The sequence below is a fragment of the Bacillus sp. FSL E2-0195 genome, assembly GCF_038003645.1.
GTDB classification, from domain to species: Bacteria; Bacillota; Bacilli; order Bacillales; family Bacillaceae_G; genus Bacillus_A; species Bacillus_A mycoides.
Genome location: NZ_JBBOPN010000001.1, coordinates 1,944,503 through 1,960,087 on the forward strand (window position 1 = coordinate 1,944,503; position 15,585 = coordinate 1,960,087).

19 protein-coding genes and 1 pseudogene are annotated in these 15,585 nt (G+C 33.7%); 14 read left to right on the forward strand and 6 right to left on the reverse strand.

Annotated elements, in window-relative coordinates; genetic code table 11:
• Positions 1-27: 27 nt before the first annotated feature.
• The 3 genes from MHH59_RS10040 (at position 28) to MHH59_RS10050 (ending at position 2,423) form a co-directional block, all read left to right on the forward strand.
• Entirely contained in the window at positions 28-924 is an 897-nt protein-coding gene (locus MHH59_RS10040; protein WP_000418719.1) for a permease, read from the forward strand.
• 3 nt (positions 925-927) lie between these two features.
• Positions 928-1,797 carry a TIGR03943 family putative permease subunit gene (locus MHH59_RS10045; protein ID WP_002012447.1) on the forward strand — a complete coding sequence of 290 codons (870 nt, stop codon included), beginning with the start codon at positions 928-930 and terminating at the stop codon, positions 1,795-1,797.
• A 119-nt stretch (positions 1,798-1,916) separates the two neighbouring features.
• Positions 1,917-2,423, forward strand: coding sequence for an acyl-CoA thioesterase (locus tag MHH59_RS10050; protein ID WP_002012448.1), 507 nt, complete (start codon positions 1,917-1,919; stop codon positions 2,421-2,423).
• Positions 2,424-2,552: 129 nt separating this feature from the next.
• Here MHH59_RS10050 and MHH59_RS10055 read toward each other — a convergent pair whose 3' ends face one another.
• On the reverse strand, positions 2,553-2,639 hold the full coding sequence (locus MHH59_RS10055; RefSeq protein ID WP_000505094.1) for a YjcZ family sporulation protein: 87 nt from the start codon (positions 2,637-2,639) through the stop codon (positions 2,553-2,555).
• A gap of 159 nt (positions 2,640-2,798) precedes the next feature.
• Here MHH59_RS10055 and cls point away from each other — a divergent pair, with 159 nt between their 5' ends.
• The 4 genes from cls (at position 2,799) to MHH59_RS10075 (ending at position 5,716) form a co-directional block, all read left to right on the forward strand.
• Entirely contained in the window at positions 2,799-3,983 is a 1,185-nt protein-coding gene (gene cls / locus MHH59_RS10060; protein WP_002127002.1) for a cardiolipin synthase, read from the forward strand.
• A 32-nt stretch (positions 3,984-4,015) separates the two neighbouring features.
• On the forward strand, positions 4,016-4,480 hold the full coding sequence (locus MHH59_RS10065) for a spore coat protein (RefSeq protein ID WP_078178626.1): 465 nt from the start codon (positions 4,016-4,018) through the stop codon (positions 4,478-4,480).
• A gap of 197 nt (positions 4,481-4,677) precedes the next feature.
• Complete coding sequence (locus tag MHH59_RS10070) at positions 4,678-4,857, forward strand: hypothetical protein (RefSeq protein WP_002012451.1); 180 nt, start codon at positions 4,678-4,680, stop codon at positions 4,855-4,857.
• A 238-nt stretch (positions 4,858-5,095) separates the two neighbouring features.
• On the forward strand, positions 5,096-5,716 hold the full coding sequence (locus MHH59_RS10075; RefSeq protein WP_002168577.1) for an NAD(P)-dependent oxidoreductase: 621 nt from the start codon (positions 5,096-5,098) through the stop codon (positions 5,714-5,716).
• A gap of 24 nt (positions 5,717-5,740) precedes the next feature.
• Here the strand turns inward: MHH59_RS10075 and MHH59_RS10080 are convergent, their stop codons facing one another.
• From MHH59_RS10080 to MHH59_RS10090, 3 genes are all read right to left on the reverse strand, one after another.
• Positions 5,741-6,223: a DUF456 domain-containing protein gene (locus MHH59_RS10080; protein WP_000217328.1), complete on the reverse strand. Its 483-nt coding sequence runs from the start codon at positions 6,221-6,223 to the stop codon at positions 5,741-5,743.
• Between the two features lies 1 nt (position 6,224).
• The gene (locus MHH59_RS10085) at positions 6,225-7,532 is read right to left on the reverse strand and encodes a hemolysin family protein (RefSeq protein ID WP_002086044.1); all 1,308 of its coding nucleotides are present in this window, start codon (positions 7,530-7,532) and stop codon (positions 6,225-6,227) included.
• A 210-nt stretch (positions 7,533-7,742) separates the two neighbouring features.
• Positions 7,743-8,630 carry a hypothetical protein gene (locus MHH59_RS10090; protein WP_078178623.1) on the reverse strand — a complete coding sequence of 296 codons (888 nt, stop codon included), beginning with the start codon at positions 8,628-8,630 and terminating at the stop codon, positions 7,743-7,745.
• A gap of 270 nt (positions 8,631-8,900) precedes the next feature.
• Between MHH59_RS10090 and MHH59_RS10095 the strand changes: the two genes are divergently transcribed.
• The 6 genes and pseudogenes from MHH59_RS10095 to MHH59_RS10120 all read left to right on the forward strand — a co-directional run bounded on the left by MHH59_RS10095 (position 8,901) and on the right by MHH59_RS10120 (position 13,683).
• A complete protein-coding gene (locus tag MHH59_RS10095; RefSeq protein WP_002086042.1) occupies positions 8,901-9,488 on the forward strand; it encodes a TetR/AcrR family transcriptional regulator in 588 nt (195 codons plus the stop codon).
• Between the two features lie 17 nt (positions 9,489-9,505).
• Positions 9,506-10,137: pseudogene (locus MHH59_RS10100) on the forward strand (HXXEE domain-containing protein).
• Positions 10,138-10,312: 175 nt separating this feature from the next.
• Positions 10,313-10,960 carry a cyclic di-AMP binding protein CbpA gene (gene cbpA, locus MHH59_RS10105; RefSeq protein ID WP_002186059.1) on the forward strand — a complete coding sequence of 216 codons (648 nt, stop codon included), beginning with the start codon at positions 10,313-10,315 and terminating at the stop codon, positions 10,958-10,960.
• 442 nt (positions 10,961-11,402) lie between these two features.
• Entirely contained in the window at positions 11,403-12,740 is a 1,338-nt protein-coding gene (gene brnQ4 / locus MHH59_RS10110) for a branched-chain amino acid transport system II carrier protein BrnQ4 (RefSeq protein WP_400517919.1), read from the forward strand.
• A gap of 66 nt (positions 12,741-12,806) precedes the next feature.
• Entirely contained in the window at positions 12,807-13,136 is a 330-nt protein-coding gene (csaA, locus tag MHH59_RS10115; RefSeq protein WP_001263027.1) for a chaperone CsaA, read from the forward strand.
• The gene (locus MHH59_RS10120) at positions 13,117-13,683 is read left to right on the forward strand and encodes a DUF1572 domain-containing protein (protein ID WP_078178820.1); all 567 of its coding nucleotides are present in this window, start codon (positions 13,117-13,119) and stop codon (positions 13,681-13,683) included. The genes csaA and MHH59_RS10120 overlap by 20 nt, the downstream gene beginning before the upstream one ends.
• On the opposite strand, the gene MHH59_RS10125 is transcribed toward MHH59_RS10120, so the two are convergent.
• Positions 13,656-13,961: a permease gene (locus MHH59_RS10125; RefSeq protein WP_078178819.1), complete on the reverse strand. Its 306-nt coding sequence runs from the start codon at positions 13,959-13,961 to the stop codon at positions 13,656-13,658. The genes MHH59_RS10120 and MHH59_RS10125 overlap by 28 nt on opposite strands.
• 4 nt (positions 13,962-13,965) lie before the next feature.
• The gene (locus tag MHH59_RS10130; RefSeq protein WP_002127010.1) at positions 13,966-14,271 is read right to left on the reverse strand and encodes a hypothetical protein; all 306 of its coding nucleotides are present in this window, start codon (positions 14,269-14,271) and stop codon (positions 13,966-13,968) included.
• Positions 14,272-14,360: 89 nt separating this feature from the next.
• Between MHH59_RS10130 and spoIIP the strand changes: the two genes are divergently transcribed.
• Positions 14,361-15,515, forward strand: a complete 1,155-nt coding sequence (gene spoIIP / locus MHH59_RS10135) for a stage II sporulation protein SpoIIP (protein ID WP_078178817.1) — start codon at positions 14,361-14,363, stop codon at positions 15,513-15,515.
• The last annotated feature ends 70 nt before the right edge of the window (positions 15,516-15,585 follow it).

Here is a 15,585-nt window from a genome sequence, read left to right on the forward strand (position 1 = left end):
TTAATGAAAAGTTGGAGGAAATACATCATGGAATTGTTTCAATTACCGAAAGCATTCCTGCAAATGAATACAATCTTTATCTCAATATTAATCGAAGCACTTCCTTTTGTGCTAATTGGTGTATTTATTTCAGGATTCATTCAAATGTTTGTGACAGAAGATATGGTGGCAAAATGGATGCCTAAAAACCGATTTCTGTCTGTTTTATTAGCTACTTTTTTAGGTATGATGTTTCCTGGATGTGAATGTGGAATTGTTCCGATTGTAAGACGATTAATCGGAAAAGGGGTTCCACCCTATGCAGGAATTGCATTTATGTTAACTGGACCGATTATTAATCCAGTTGTATTATTTGCAACATATGTTGCTTTTGGAAGTAGTATGCACATGGTATGGTATCGTTCTATTGTAGCGATTATCGTAGCAATTATCGTTGGAATTATATTATCATTTATGTTTAAAGAACATCAATTAAGAGATGATCACTTCCCAGAAGTGAACCATAAGCGTCCGTTACGTACAAAAATGTGGGATGTATGTACACATGCTGTTGAGGAATTTTTCTCAATGGGAAAATACTTAGTGTTAGGAGCGTTAATTGCTGCTGCAGTTCAAACGTTTGTACAAACTTCAACATTGCTTGCTATTGGACAAGGTCCGTTTTCTTCATCAGCTGTAATGATGGGACTTGCTTTCATTTTATCACTTTGTTCAGAGGCGGATGCATTTATTGCTTCTTCGTTCCAAAGTACATTTTCAACAGCGTCACTTGTCGCGTTTCTCGTATATGGACCGATGGTGGATATTAAAAATATGTTTATGATGCTTGCGACATTTAAAACAAAATTTGTAATTGTTGTGACGGTTACAGTTACCCTTGTTGTTTATGCAAGCTCACTACTCATTTATGCGATGGGGTGGTAGGTTATGTTTCGAGCATATATATTATTAGGCTTTACAATTTTAATTGGACAGCTTCATATTTCCGGTAACATTACGAAGTATATAAATATGAAGTACGCCTATTTATCAAAAACTGCTGCTATTATTTTAGGTTTCTTAACGATTGTACAAATTATTATCGTTTTCCAAAAAGAGCACCAAAAGGAAAAAGAGAAACATGATTGTAGTTGTGATCATAGTCATTGTGGGCATGATCATTCGAAAGATGAGAATACATGGTGGAAAAAAGTGTTTTCTTACACGTTATTCTGTTTTCCAATCATTACAGGATTGTTTTTCCCAATTGCAACATTAGATTCCGATATTGTTAAGGCGAAGGGATTCCATTTTCCGGTAGCGCAAGCAGAAAGTAAAGATCCATTTATGACAAGACAATTTCTAAGACCTGACACGAGTATTTATTACGGGAAAGAAGGATATCGTGGTGTAATGGAAAAAGGGAAGAAAGAGTTTGTTACGAAAGATAATATCACTTTAAAAGATGAAGATTTCTTAAAGGGTATGGAGACAATTTATAATTATCCTGGTGAATTTACTGGTAAAACCCTGTCTTATAAAGGATTTGTTTTCCGAGATGATTCTTCTAAAAAGGAACAATATTTCTTATTCCGTTTCGGCATTATACATTGTGTTGCGGATTCGGGTGTATATGGTATGTTAGTTAAAAAACCAGAAGGGGTAGAGTGGAAAAATGATGATTGGATTCAGATAGAGGGAGAAATTTCAACTGAATTTTATCAGCCGTTTCATGCGAATATTCCAGTGTTAGAGGTAACGAAATGGAATAAAGTTGAACAGCCGAAAGAACAATATGTGTTTAGAGGAGCCGATTGATAAAATCGGTTCTTTTTTGTGGACTAAAAGTTCTAAAAATTGTTAATATTAAACGTGTAGTTCATGAGGTGTAGTGTATATTGGGATATTAGGGATAAATAATTAAAGGGGTGATAACAATGACTGAAGTAAAGGGTAAAACAGCTAATGAATCAAGGGTGTTTAAAACGAGTCGAGTATTTCCAACGGATTTAAATGATCATAACACGCTATTTGGTGGAAAGATATTGGCGGAGATGGATATGGTTGCTTCAATTTCAGCAACGAGACACTCGAGAATGGAATGTGTCACAGCGTCTATGGATTGGGTAGATTTCTTACATCCAGTACGTTCTTCAGATTGTGTTAGTTATGAATCTTTCGTAATTTGGACGGGAAGAACTTCTATGGAGATATTTGTGAAAGTAGTAGCAGAAGATTTAATTTCAGGTAAAAAACGTGTAGCAGCAACTTCATTCGTTACTTTTGTTGCGCTTAGTAAGGAGAATAATCCAGTTCCTGTACCGCGTGTTATCCCTGAGACAGAAGAGGAGAAAGAATTGCATCGAATTGCTGTGTTACGTGCAGAACAGCGCCATATTCGTAAGGCAGAGAGTAAGAAGGTAGCTACACTGCTAACTTTTTGATATAAAATACTTTCCTAGTGGTACTATTTTGTAATAGGTTAGGAGATTTTTGAAATGAAAAGCGGACACCTAAAAATAGGTGTCCGCTTTTATATTTTTTTCATCCCCATATCGTACTACAATAACTGCTTAGCAGAAGCAAGCAGCACCGACGATAATTAAGAGGATAAATAATACGACTAGTAGCGCAAATCCATTACCATGTGCGAAGCCCATTGTTATTTCCTCCTTTTATTTTAAGATACAACATACAATATGCAGATGAGCTCCTGTTTGATATGGACGTATATCATGCAATGACATATTTTTTGTATGATAATGTTTTAAAAAAGGAAAGATATAGGAATAACAGTAGTTAGAGAAAGGAACGTATCCATGAAGCGCTTTTTAATTGTAATAATTTGTTTTATAGGTGTATTCATATGGATGAACGTTGATGTGGAAATGGGGAAGAAAATGGCTAGTGGATATGAATTAGAAAAAATCCGATCAGGGGATTTTCAAGTATATACGAACGGTGATGAGTTATATAAAAGTTTATTTGAGGATATAAATCGTGCAGAAAAGAATGTGTATATTCATTTTTATATTGTAGGAAAAGATGAAATAAGCCAAAAGTTCTTACAGTTATTAGAGAAAAAAGCATCTAGCGGAGTAGATGTGAAATTGTCAGTAGACCGCATTGGCGGATATAAGCTTAAGAAAAAGATAATTGATCAATTAAAAGAAAAAGGCGTGAAGTTTACATTTAGTAAAAAACCTAAATTAAAAAACTTATTTTATTCTTTGCATCAACGTAATCATAGACGCATTGTTACTATAGATGGGAAAGTTTCGTACATTGGTGGCTTCAATATCGGAAAGGAATATCTTGGACAGGATCCTAAATTTGGTCCGTGGCGTGATTATCATGTACGCATCGAAGGGAATGGAGCTACTGATATGGAACGGAAGTTTGCGGAAGACTGGCAAGAAGATACGGGAGAAAAGTTTCCTATACACCAAGAGTTACCTGTACAAGGAAATGTAAAATATCAATACGTATTTTCGAATGGAAAAGGTTTATGGAAGGAGTATGGAGCGTTTTTAAAGAAGGCAAAACATTCTTTAATTATCGCTACACCATATTTTGTACCGAGTAAAGAAATGGTGAAGGGGCTGAAAGATGCATTAAATCGTGGTGTCCATGTAAAAATCCTCGTCCCATTTAAAAGTGATGCAGTATTGCTAAAACAGGCTGCCTATCCTTATTTGAAAGACATGTTAGATGCTGGAGCGGAGATTTATCAATATCGAAATGGATTTTTTCATGGGAAAGTAACAATCATCGATGAGGAAATGGTTGATATTGGTACAGCAAATTTTGATAATAGAAGTTTTTACTTAAATAACGAATCTAACTGTTTCATATATGATAAGACAGTCGTTGCTGACGTATGGAGTCGATTAAAAGAAGACTTTCATAAATCAAAACGATTTTCTGAAGAAGATTTTGAGAAAATTAGTAGATGGGATTGGTTTCTAGCAAGAATATCAAATGTTATCGCATCATATTTATAGTATAGAGATGAAATAGGAAGGGAGGCGCTTTAATGGATTATATGAAAGAATTGATGACATATAGTTACACACTTATATATAAAGTTGGAGAATACACGAGCAAGGTTCGAGATGAAGAATTAAAGGATATATTACAGCATCATTTGCCGTATATGTTACAAGCATATAATGAACAAGTGAATTTTCAAGAAGGAGAAAATATACAACATATAACTTGTAAACAAATGTGGCCGGAATTTACTGAAATGGATAGGGAAACAGATAATGAGTATACAGGGGATATTGGGATTGCTATTTGTTATATTTCACATTTGAAGCGATTAGCATTAAAGTTTGCTCAAGTTGCAGTGGAAGTTGCGAACCCAGAGTTTCGTTCTTTCTTGGAAAATTGTTTTGTGAAAATGAATCGTTATGCTTATAGTGTTTGGCAATATGTTGTGAAGAAGGAATATAAAATTAAACATTTATATGAAAATGAAAGTGAGAAGTTTGCGTGAAAAACTAAGACGGAATGAAAGGCGTCTTAGTTTTTTTATGTCTAATGAAAGGCTCAATTAGAAGAATTGAGACAAACCAGTTGTGTTATCAGAGTATTTACAAAAGTTTACAATATCTTTACTGTTTTTAAATCTTTCCTTTAAAAATAAAGAGTAATATGGGGTTGTACATATTCTATCAAAGGGAGGAAACGCAAATGAACAAATGGGTTAAGTCATTAGCTGCTATGGCACTTGCAAGTTCTTTATTAATGGTAGGTTGTAGTAAAGATGAGGATAAAAAGAAAGAGGATGACACAACTTCGCAGCAAGATGAAAAGAAAGATAAAGAAACAAGTGGAACAGAAAAATCTTCTGATTCGAAAGAAAAGAAATAAAGTGAATCTTTAATCAGTGGGGATTTTGTCCATCCCCACTGATTATTAGCCCACACCAATCGGGTATTTACGGGCAGTTATCTCCCACCTAATTTCCTCGCATTCGCCGAATTTACTGCCCGTTAATGCGGGATAAATGGATAATAGAGCTTCCTCACATATATGAGGGAGCTTTTTTGTTGCGTATTTGTAAGTTTTGCGGAAAAATAGAGAGAAAGAATGGAAGAGGGGATAATATATGAAAGTATGTATATTAGGAGCGACAGGTAGAGTAGGATCACACATTATGAAATTGGCATTACATGATTCATATGAAGTGACGGTATTAGTTCGTGATTTGAGTAGAGTGGAAACAGAGCATGAAAGGTTACATATTATAGAGGGAAATGTGTTAAACGGAAATGATATAAAGGAAGCGATTAAAGGATGTGATATTGTAATTAGTGCTCTTGGAACTGATCGGAATGGGACGTTAGAGAAGAGTTTACCGATTATTATAAAGCAAATGGAAGAAGAGGGCATAAAGAAAATTGTTACAATAGGAACTGCTGGTATTTTACAAGCACGAACAAACCCAAGTATATATCGTTTCCAATCAAAAGAATCGAAAAGAAAAATGACAACAGCTGCGGAAGATCATTTAGCTGCTTATGAAGCGCTGAATAATAGTAAACTATGTTGGACTGTTGTTTGTCCGACGCATTTAATAGATGGTGATGTAACCGGTGTATATCGAACTGAACAAGATATGTTGCCAACAGATGGATCGAAAATCACAGTTGGTGATACAGCTCAGTTTACATGGAGTTTACGTAATAAAAGCTTATACGAGAAAAGCCGAGTAGGTATTTCATATTAAAAAACCATCCCAAAATAGGGATGGCTAAAAAATGATATAGCATACAAAGATGATAATCATAATGATTTGGAGAATTGCTTTCGCTACTGTACTACTTAAAAAACCGACAACAGTTGCAATTCCGACTAAAAGGGCGTCTTTTGGCGCCTTTTTATGCATTAGTTCCGTAATAAATACAGATAAGAACGGTATGATAATAAGCCCGAATGGTGGGAAGAAGAACGATCCGACAATGATAGAAACCATACCAACACGTTCGCCCGATTTTGTACTTCCGTATTTTTTTAGGAAGTATCCATTCGCAATAAAGTCAGCAACGAAAATGAAGAGTGTAAAAATGACTTGAATAATCCAAAAAGATGTCGTTAACTCTCCGCCGTTTATTCCAAAATGATAAATGAAATAGCCAGCCCATACGGCAAGGATGCCAGGGATAATGGGGTATATAAAGGCAAGAAATGAAACAATGAAACAAGCAATGATACAAATTGTTAGTAAAACAGTCACTTTATAACTCCTTTGTAGTATCTAATTTATGTACAGCAATCTTTTTAATTTGATGCCCATCAAGTTCTAATGCTTTAAATTGAAAACCATCATATTCAACTGAATAGCCAGCCTCAATATTTAAATCAATTGATTGAGAGAGAAGCCAACCACCAATTGTATCTAAATCACTTTCATCGATATGTAGGCCAAACATATCATTTACTTCAGAAATGAGTACTTTCCCATCTAAAACAGTAAGCCTAGGAGTACGCTTTTCAATCATTGGTGATTCGTCTGCGTCAAATTCATCTTGAATTTCTCCGATAATTTCTTCAAGAATATCCTCCATCGTTAAAAGGCCAGCAGTTCCGCCGTATTCATCCATAACAATCGCCATTTGTACGCGGTTCTTTTGGAGGTGTATTAACGTTTTACGAATGGGAACTGTTTCAAATACAGTTAAAACAGGATGTATGTAGGCATCAAGTGGTTTGTAAATGCCTTTTGTTTGATTATGAAAAATCTCTTTCGTATTTATCATTCCAATAATATCATCTTTATCCTTTTCAATAATAGGATAACGTGTATACTTTTCAGTTGCAACGATTTTCATATTTTCTTCTAACGTATTTTCAGTAGATAAACAAACCATTTCAGTTCTAGGTACCATAATTTCTTTAGCAACACGATCATCAAATTCAAAAATATTATTTACATATTTATATTCGGTTTGATTAATTTCGCCGCTTTTATAGCTTTCACCTAAAATGAGTCGTAGTTCTTCTTCGGAATGGGCAAGTTCATTTTCTTTCGCAGGCTCTAAACCGAGTAATTTTGTGAAAAATATAGCTGCACTATTGAGAAGCCAAATGAACGGATACATAATTTTATCAAATAAAATAAGCGGTTTTGCAAATTTTAATGTGATTGCTTCAGCTTTTTGGATTGCGAAAGACTTAGGAACTAACTCGCCTAATACAACATGGAAAAAAGTAATCACACTAAAAGCAATAATAAAGGATAACGTGTTAGCCATTGTTCCAGTAATATTGATTTTTTCAAATAGTGGTCGCAGTAAATGTTCCACAGTTGGTTCACCAAGCCAACCAAGTCCTAAAGAGGTGATAGTAATGCCAAGCTGACAAGCGGATAAATAAACGTCTAAGTTAGATAAAACGCTTCTTGCAGCTAATGCTTGTTTATTACCTTCATTAGCAAGCTGGTCAATTCGACTTTTTCGTACTTTTACGACAGCGAATTCTGAAGCAACGAAAAAACCAGAAATAAGGATAAGTATAAAGATGAGAAAAATATTTAATATGTCCAAGTGTGTTCTTTATTCCTAATTTGGAATAAAGATGTCACCTCCTGTAATTATGTTATACTTTTATAATAAATCCAAATGAAAAGATTAGTCAAAGAAAATGGGTAAATAATGGTAGGTTTCTATAGTAGTTTTTTAATTTGCTGTTATTTTGTCCTCTATATAATAGGAATAACCGTCTACTTTTAATTTAAAGTAGACGGTTATTCTACGTTATGGTTTTGAAATACTTCTTGTTAAAGTGTATGTTTGCTGTTTATTGTAGTTTGTTGTCCATAGTGTTTGGAGAAAAGATAATACGCTGTATGGGATGTAAAGAAGTAATAAACCAATTGCGACAACTATAGGTGCATTTCCACCAAATTGAACGATAAATTGTAAGAGTCCGTTTACGTGAAAAACACATTCCATAAAAACAAATGAAAGAATAATGGAACTTAGAATAGATTTATGATTGGAAGTAAGCGCCATAAATAACGTATCAACAAGGAAGGCTGAATTTTTTATTTCGTATTCATTTGTATTATTTAAGAAAGGAAGCCATTTTTTTATTGCTTGCAGAACGATTATCATGGAAGTACTACATACGATGATAAAAGAGGAGAAGAAAGGAACCTTCATGAATTCCGCGATGTAGAGTAGTAGTAATAGTACTGAACATTGTAATATCACAGTACCAAAAGAATATGGTATCCAGCGCAATAAGGAAGTGCACTTTCTTATTGATCTCGGTGCTTTTAAAAATAGATGACCGATCCCTAAACTAATAAAGAAACCGATTACAAGAGTGAATGTGAAACGAACGATTGATAAAAAATATATTTCCCATATGTAGGGGAATAGTGGTGACGAATGGCTAGAAGTATGTATCATATTTTGTGTATTTATAATCTGATTTGCTGAGAAAAGGATAGGTTCATGCATCCAATCGATTCTTGGAATTGAAATAGAAAAAAGTTGTGCAAAGTCATGAAAAATGCTAATAAATCCAGTTGTGTAAGAGTAATTATGTGTAATGAATAATGCTGGAATAGGACTTATGACAAAAATAATAAAAATACCAACTATAAATTTACATATATGTGAGCGCAATAAGGACATACAACCACCTACTCTTAGAATATTCAGAAAATTCTTATTCTTATTTTAGCTTTTTTCAGGGGAAGTTACAATATATTTTTCTTTACGTATTGGTATATGGATAGTTTTAAATTATTTTTAGAAATTTATTTTATGTATGGGATGAATGAAAAGAAATGTAGGTAAATGTCGAAAGGATTAAATTGATTTTTCAAATTGGAAAGTGATACCATAAAGTTAAACAATGTTTAAATCATTGTTTAATCGATAAATTCTAGAGGGGGAGATAAGTTGGGGGAAAATGAAAACATATCAACGAAAGAAAAGATTTTAAATACAACCTTGGAGTTAATTAAAAACGAAGGTTTTGAAAGGGTAACGATAAGGAAAATTGCATCATTGTCAGATGTAAATATTGCGCTTGTAAATTACCATTTTGGTTCAAAAGAAAAGTTGATTAGTGAGGCGATTAAAGTTTTGTTAATTAGCTTCCAAGGCACTTTTTCTATTTTAGATGATATTACAGTACCAGCGAAAGAAAGATTAAAAATATTTTTATTTGATTATGTACTAGTAATTCGGCAATATCCTGAGTTAGTCAGGAAGATTATTGCAATGGGAACTACGGTATTTACATCTCAATACGAATATGGAGATTTTTTGAAGAGGCTAGGTTTTAGTAAAGTGAAGAATATTTTGAGCGAAATAACAAATGAAGCGGATCAGGAAATTTTAATGATGATGACAGTGCAAATATTTGGATCCATTTTTCTTCCAGCATTAATGATGCCAATTCTTGAATCAGGGGCAGATATAAGAGTACTACCTATAGAAAAACAGATTGATTTCCTATTTGAACGCTATTTTTATAAAAATTGAGATAGTGGGTGATAGAGATGGTTAGTTTCTTTAGAAAGCATTGGTATGATATAGGGTTAGTTGTGGCTATTGTTGTCGTTGTTTGTTTAGTCGCGAATTTGGGAGAAATAAGTGAAATAAAAGTACTGTTAGCGTTAAGTTTTGTAGCCATTTTAGTGCATCAATTTGAAGAGTATCGTTGGCCAGGTTATTTCGCTGGTCTGTTTAATGTAGTTATATTTAAAAGTGATATACCAGATCGCTATCCATTAAATACGCAATCTGCTATGGTAATAAATATTTTGATTGCGTATGTTTTTTATTTACTTCCGGTTTTCTTTCAAAATATAATATGGCTTGGGATGGCACCTATTTTAATGGGTTTCAATTCATATGGCATGGTATTTTTGCGAATATAAAAGCTAAAACAATATACAATCCGGGATTAGGTGCGGTTGTATTACTACATGTTCCGATTGGTTATGCATATATGAGATATGTTCTTTTACACAATCTGGCTACAAATTTGGATTGGATATTAGGGCTGATCTATTTTCTAGTAGCTACCTATTTTTTAATTATAAAAGGAAATATGTTAATGAAAAGTAAGGAGACAAATCATTATTTTTCTAAAAAGCAATTAGGTCCGTACAATGATGCAGTAAAGTGATCCAGAATTCAGAAGGGATTTTTGATGCTGAAGAGAGTACAAGTGAATGATTCATGAATAAATTATGACGAAAAAATGAATAATTTTCAGAAAAATAAAATAATATATTTATTTTTTTCTGAAAATATAATATAGTTATGGCACAGAAAGTATTTTAGCATAAGGAGGCTTTTTTATGAGGATTAAAGGGAATTATGTGCCAAAGAGGGAAGTTTTGTTTTGCTCAAGTTCAATTACGATAGGGGAAACGCTGGAACATTTAAATAAAACGGGGTATCGTTGTGTACCAGTTTTAGATGAAAAAAAAGAGAAGTTTTTAGGGAATGTATACAAAGTAGATATTTTAGAATATAAAGGTTCACTTGAAGATAATGTATTACAATTATTGAACGATAAAAATGGGTACGTGAGAGAAGACTCTTCCTTCTTTAAAGTATTTTTTACAATTAAAAAACTACCGTATTTATCAGTAGTTGATGAAAAAGGGGTCTTCCTTGGTATTTTAACTCATAAAAAAGTTTTTGAACTATTAGAAGATGCATGGGGAGTCCATTCTAGTAAATATTCTGTCATGATTGGAACACAAGATTATAATGGGGCCATTCAAAAATTATCGACAGTGCTAAAGAAATACACTGGTATTCAAAGCTTAATGACTTTTGATAATGATGCTTTATTAGTACGTAGAATAATGTTTACATTGGGAGAAGAGTTTGAAGATAGTGAATTAGAAACATTGCTAAAGGATTTAGAAGATCATGGATTTAGAGTTGTGTATGTTGAAGAGATGAATAATCCACGTGAAGTTGAAACGATAGACTAACAAGTAAAAGCCATCTTATTTTTTGATGGCTTTTACTTTCTTTTGTATAAAAATATTCAAATGTAATAAAATATAAAAATCGTAAATTTCTAAAAAATTTGTGTAATAGAATAAATAAAGGAGGTATGTGTGGATAATTTTGATTTTCAAAAAATTCTATTTAAAAATATGTTTTTATTTTTCAGCCAAGTATGTTACTATATGTGTGATAAAAACAAAGAGGTCTGACAACTAAACTCCACGTTATAACACTCTAATGACTTGAATATTCAAAAAAATCAAAAATCAATAATTAGAGTAAGAATAAGGGGAATGGAGAAATTATGGAGAAAGACATTGCTTTGTAAGGGGCATATTTTATCATCTTGAGCAGAGAGGAGGATGCATAGCATATTGTGAAAAGAGATATAAACAATGAAAAAGTGCTATGCAAATGAAAAGCATGAAGGGACGTTTAAGGCCAGGTGATACGGTAGCGATTGGTTTAATGTTATTTGCACTATTTTTAGGGGCAGGAAATTTAATTTTCCCGCCAGTTTTAGGTCAACAAGCAGGAGAAAATGTTTGGATTGCTACAATTGGATTCCTTGTAACGGGAGTCGGATTACCCCTATTAGCTGTAACAGCTGTCGCGTTTGTAGAGGGGGACTTGAAAGCGCTATCTTCTAGAGTTCACCCTATATTTGCGTTTATTTTCCCATTGATTAGTTATTTAGCGATTGGACCATTTTTCGCGATTCCGCGTACTGGAGCTGTTTCATTTGAAATGGGTATGAAGCCATTTCTATCAGAGACAATGGTTTCTGAGTGGTACATGCTATTTCTTTTCACTATAGTTTTCTTCGGAATAACGTGGTATTTATCATTAAATCCATCTAAATTAGTGGATTGGTTCGGGAAATTTCTTACACCATTGTTAGTATTGATTGTTGCTGTTATTGTCGGAAAAGCAATTATTGATCCAATTGGAGAACCGGCTGCACCTTTAGCTGCTTATAAAGAGAATGCTTTCTTTGGTGGATTTATTCAAGGATATTTAACGATGGATGCGATTAGTGCACTTGTGTTTGGGATTGTTGTTGTACAAGTTATTCGCTCAAAAGGGATAAAAGAGAGCGGACAAATCGCAAAAATAACAGTTGTATCAGGGATTATTGCTGTATTAGGCTTAACGTTAATATATTTATCACTTGCATATCTCGGATCTACAAGTACATCACTTGGTGTGTCGGAGAACGGTGGTCTTATTTTAACGAATGTTGTAAATGAGTTGTATGGAACAAGTGGCAAAATTTTATTAGGACTTGTAATTATACTCGCTTGTTTAACAACATCTGTTGGATTAACATCTGCGTGTGCTGGCTTCTTTACAAACTTATTCCCAAAACTTTCGCATAAAACGATTGTAACTATGGTATGTGTATTTAGTTTAATTGTATCTAACCTAGGGTTAACACAATTAATCACAGTAACATTACCAGTGTTAATGATCATTTATCCAGTTGCAATTGTATTAATCGTTCTTTCATATTTCCATAAATGGATAGGGAAGCGTAATACAATATATATCGGAGCTATTTTAGGTGCGTTGTTAATTAGTTTCTTTAACGGTTTAGAAAGTGCGAACATTAAAATTGATGCGATTTCTAATGTGCTACAAATGTTACCATTATATAAAGAAGGAATAGGATGGCTAATCCCATCATGTATTGGCGGGATTCTCGGTTTCTTCTTCTATAAATCAAATGAATCAAGTGAATTACAAAAGAAAGGTGCTTAGGCGCCTTTCTTTTTTTAAAGGGGATTTTTGTATTTTGTCTAAGTAATAATTGGGAGGAATGATAAAATGGCTAATTTTGAAGATTTTTTAACTTTTGATGTAAGAATTGGAACAGTAACACAGGCAGAGGAATTTAAAGAAGCGAGAGTGCCAGCGATTAAACTAGAAATTGATTTTGGGGAGCTTGGGGTCAAGCAGTCAAGTGCTCAAATTACGAAGAGATATAATCCAGAAGACTTAATCGGCCAGCAAATTGTTGCGGTTGTAAATTTTCCGCCAAAGCGTGTAGCTGGATTTAAATCGGAAGTGCTTGTATTAGGTGGAGTTCCTGAAGCTGGTGATGTTGTGTTGCTTCAGCCTAATATGGAACTGCCAAATGGAACAAAAATTAGTTAGTGTGAAGGTAGGGGCTAATATGGATATCGGACGAGAATATTTACAATGTGCCATTTCTAATTTCAAAACAACAAAGCAACAAGGAGAACGGGTACTTTCTCAATTATCATACGAACAAATACAATGGTCTTCTCATGAAGAAACAAATAGCATAGCGATTATAATGAAACATTTGCATGGTAATATGCGTTCAAGATGGACGGAATTTTTAACGTCTGATGGCGAAAAAATAGATCGTAACCGAGATGGTGAATTTGAAGGTGGCTACAATTCAAAACAAGAAGCGCTTGCTGCGTGGCAAGAAGGGTGGGAGTATGTCTTTAAAACGATGGATACTTTAACAGCAGAGCAGATTTTGCAGAAAGTATACATTCGTGGAGAAGAAAACACTGTCATGCAAGCGATCGAAAGGCAAATTTCTCATTATGCTTTACATATTGGACAAATCATTTACATTGGTAAAATGTTAAAAGAAAATGAATGGGAGTGTTTAAGCATTCCTAGAGGTCAATCTACTAGTTATTTACAGAAAAAACGTTCAACGTAATAATATGAAAGAAACCGATATAAAATAGGAAGCAAAAAAATAAGCCAATTGATAGAGGGCTCCGTGAACATTAGAATGCTGCCAGCAATAAGCCCATATGTAATAAGAAAGAAACCAAAGAGTGTATTTATAGGAATAAAACGTGAGACAAATAATTGCTGATTTTTGAAACAAGTGTTGTGAAACAAATAAAAGCGGAAATGCCATGTAGAGGTAATAAGATCTTTCCTTCTCGTTATTCTTTTTTTACATTTATGACAGATGAATGGTGGCTGCATTTCGTTACACTCCATTTTTGGAATTCATTAGTTTCGTAATAATTTGAGACAAAATTAAGTACAAAGTGTATATCCCTATATACGCTCCTGCAAGTAGAAAAAGTGGATTTAGTAAAATTCCATGAATGCTTGTCATGAAAACTAAATTTTGTATTAAAACATCATATATATTAATAGAAATAATTGTCCCGAGTACATACAGTGCTAAGTATGCGGAAATATGTAGCACAATACGAATTTTAGGATGTAAAGCAAACAAATAAAAAATAAATGATAAGACGATTGGTAATGTTCCTATTAGTAGCTTCAATTCATTTCACCTCATTAACAATATAGCCGGAATTTAAGCGGTCTATTCTCTAGAGCTTGTACATAACTTGAAATAGAGAGGGTGATAGTATGAATCGAGGCTTTTTTTACGTGAAATTAACAAGTGTACGCAAGTTAATTATATTTATTATTACTACGGTATTAGCGACTTTCTTTCTTATTAGTGTAATGGTAACTTCCATGAAAGAGACAAAGTCAACGTATTTATATAATTGGTTAAATGAGTTATCAATGAATGGTTACATGTACGTTATTGGGAAAGAGAATCATTATTTTACACAGGAGTACCGGAATTTGAATCAAGACTTTTCTATTTCTTCATTCCTCTTTTCGATGGCTACGAATATTCGTTTTGATGATGTACGTAGTTTTGTCGGGAAAGAACTTCCGGGATTTGGGAAATATGATACAGAAATCGTTATAGCAGGTGAAGGAACAAATTATTTCAACTTACCGATAGAATCGAGTGTTCCTCTTGAAGAAGTAGTGAAGGAACGGACTGGAGAAGCTGGACAAGTTCCTAAGCCTGATCCGAATAAAGAGAAGAAACAACCAGCTCAAACGACTGGAAAAAGACAAGTTGCATTGATTTATCATTCACATAGCTGGGAATCTTATTTGCCGTTACTTAACTTAACGAATGATCCAAATCCAAATAAAGCAACGAGTTCTGTAACGAATATTTCAATAGTTGGCGATCGATTGCGAGAACAGTTAGAAAGTGAAGGGATCGGTGCTACTAACGATAAAACTGATGTTGGTCAAAAATTAATAAGTAAAGGATTAAATAGTAATAGTTCTTATAAACTGTCACGAGAAATTGTACAAGAAGCGATGGCTGGTAATAAAGAACTCCAATATTTTTTCGATTTGCACCGTGATAGTGCACGGAAAAATGTCACGACAAAAACAATTGGAGATAAATCATATGCAAAGCTTGCTTTTGTAATTGGGAAAGGTAACAAAAACTATGAAAAAAACTTACAATTAGCAACTGCGTTACATGAGACGATTAGTAAGAAATATCCGGGAATGAGCCGTGGTGTAATTCAAAAAGGATTCCAAACAGGAAATGGAGTCTACAATCAAGACCTATCAGGACAAGCGATATTAATTGAAGTTGGCGGGGTAGATAATACAGAGGAAGAATTAAATCGATCAATTGATGCACTTGCTAAGGCATTTGGTGAATATTTTTGGCAAGCAGAAAAAGTGAATGGATAAAGTGAAATTTGAATTAGTGGTAGGCATTGCCGATGGTTATCAGCCTACATCAATTGGGGGAAAACGTAAG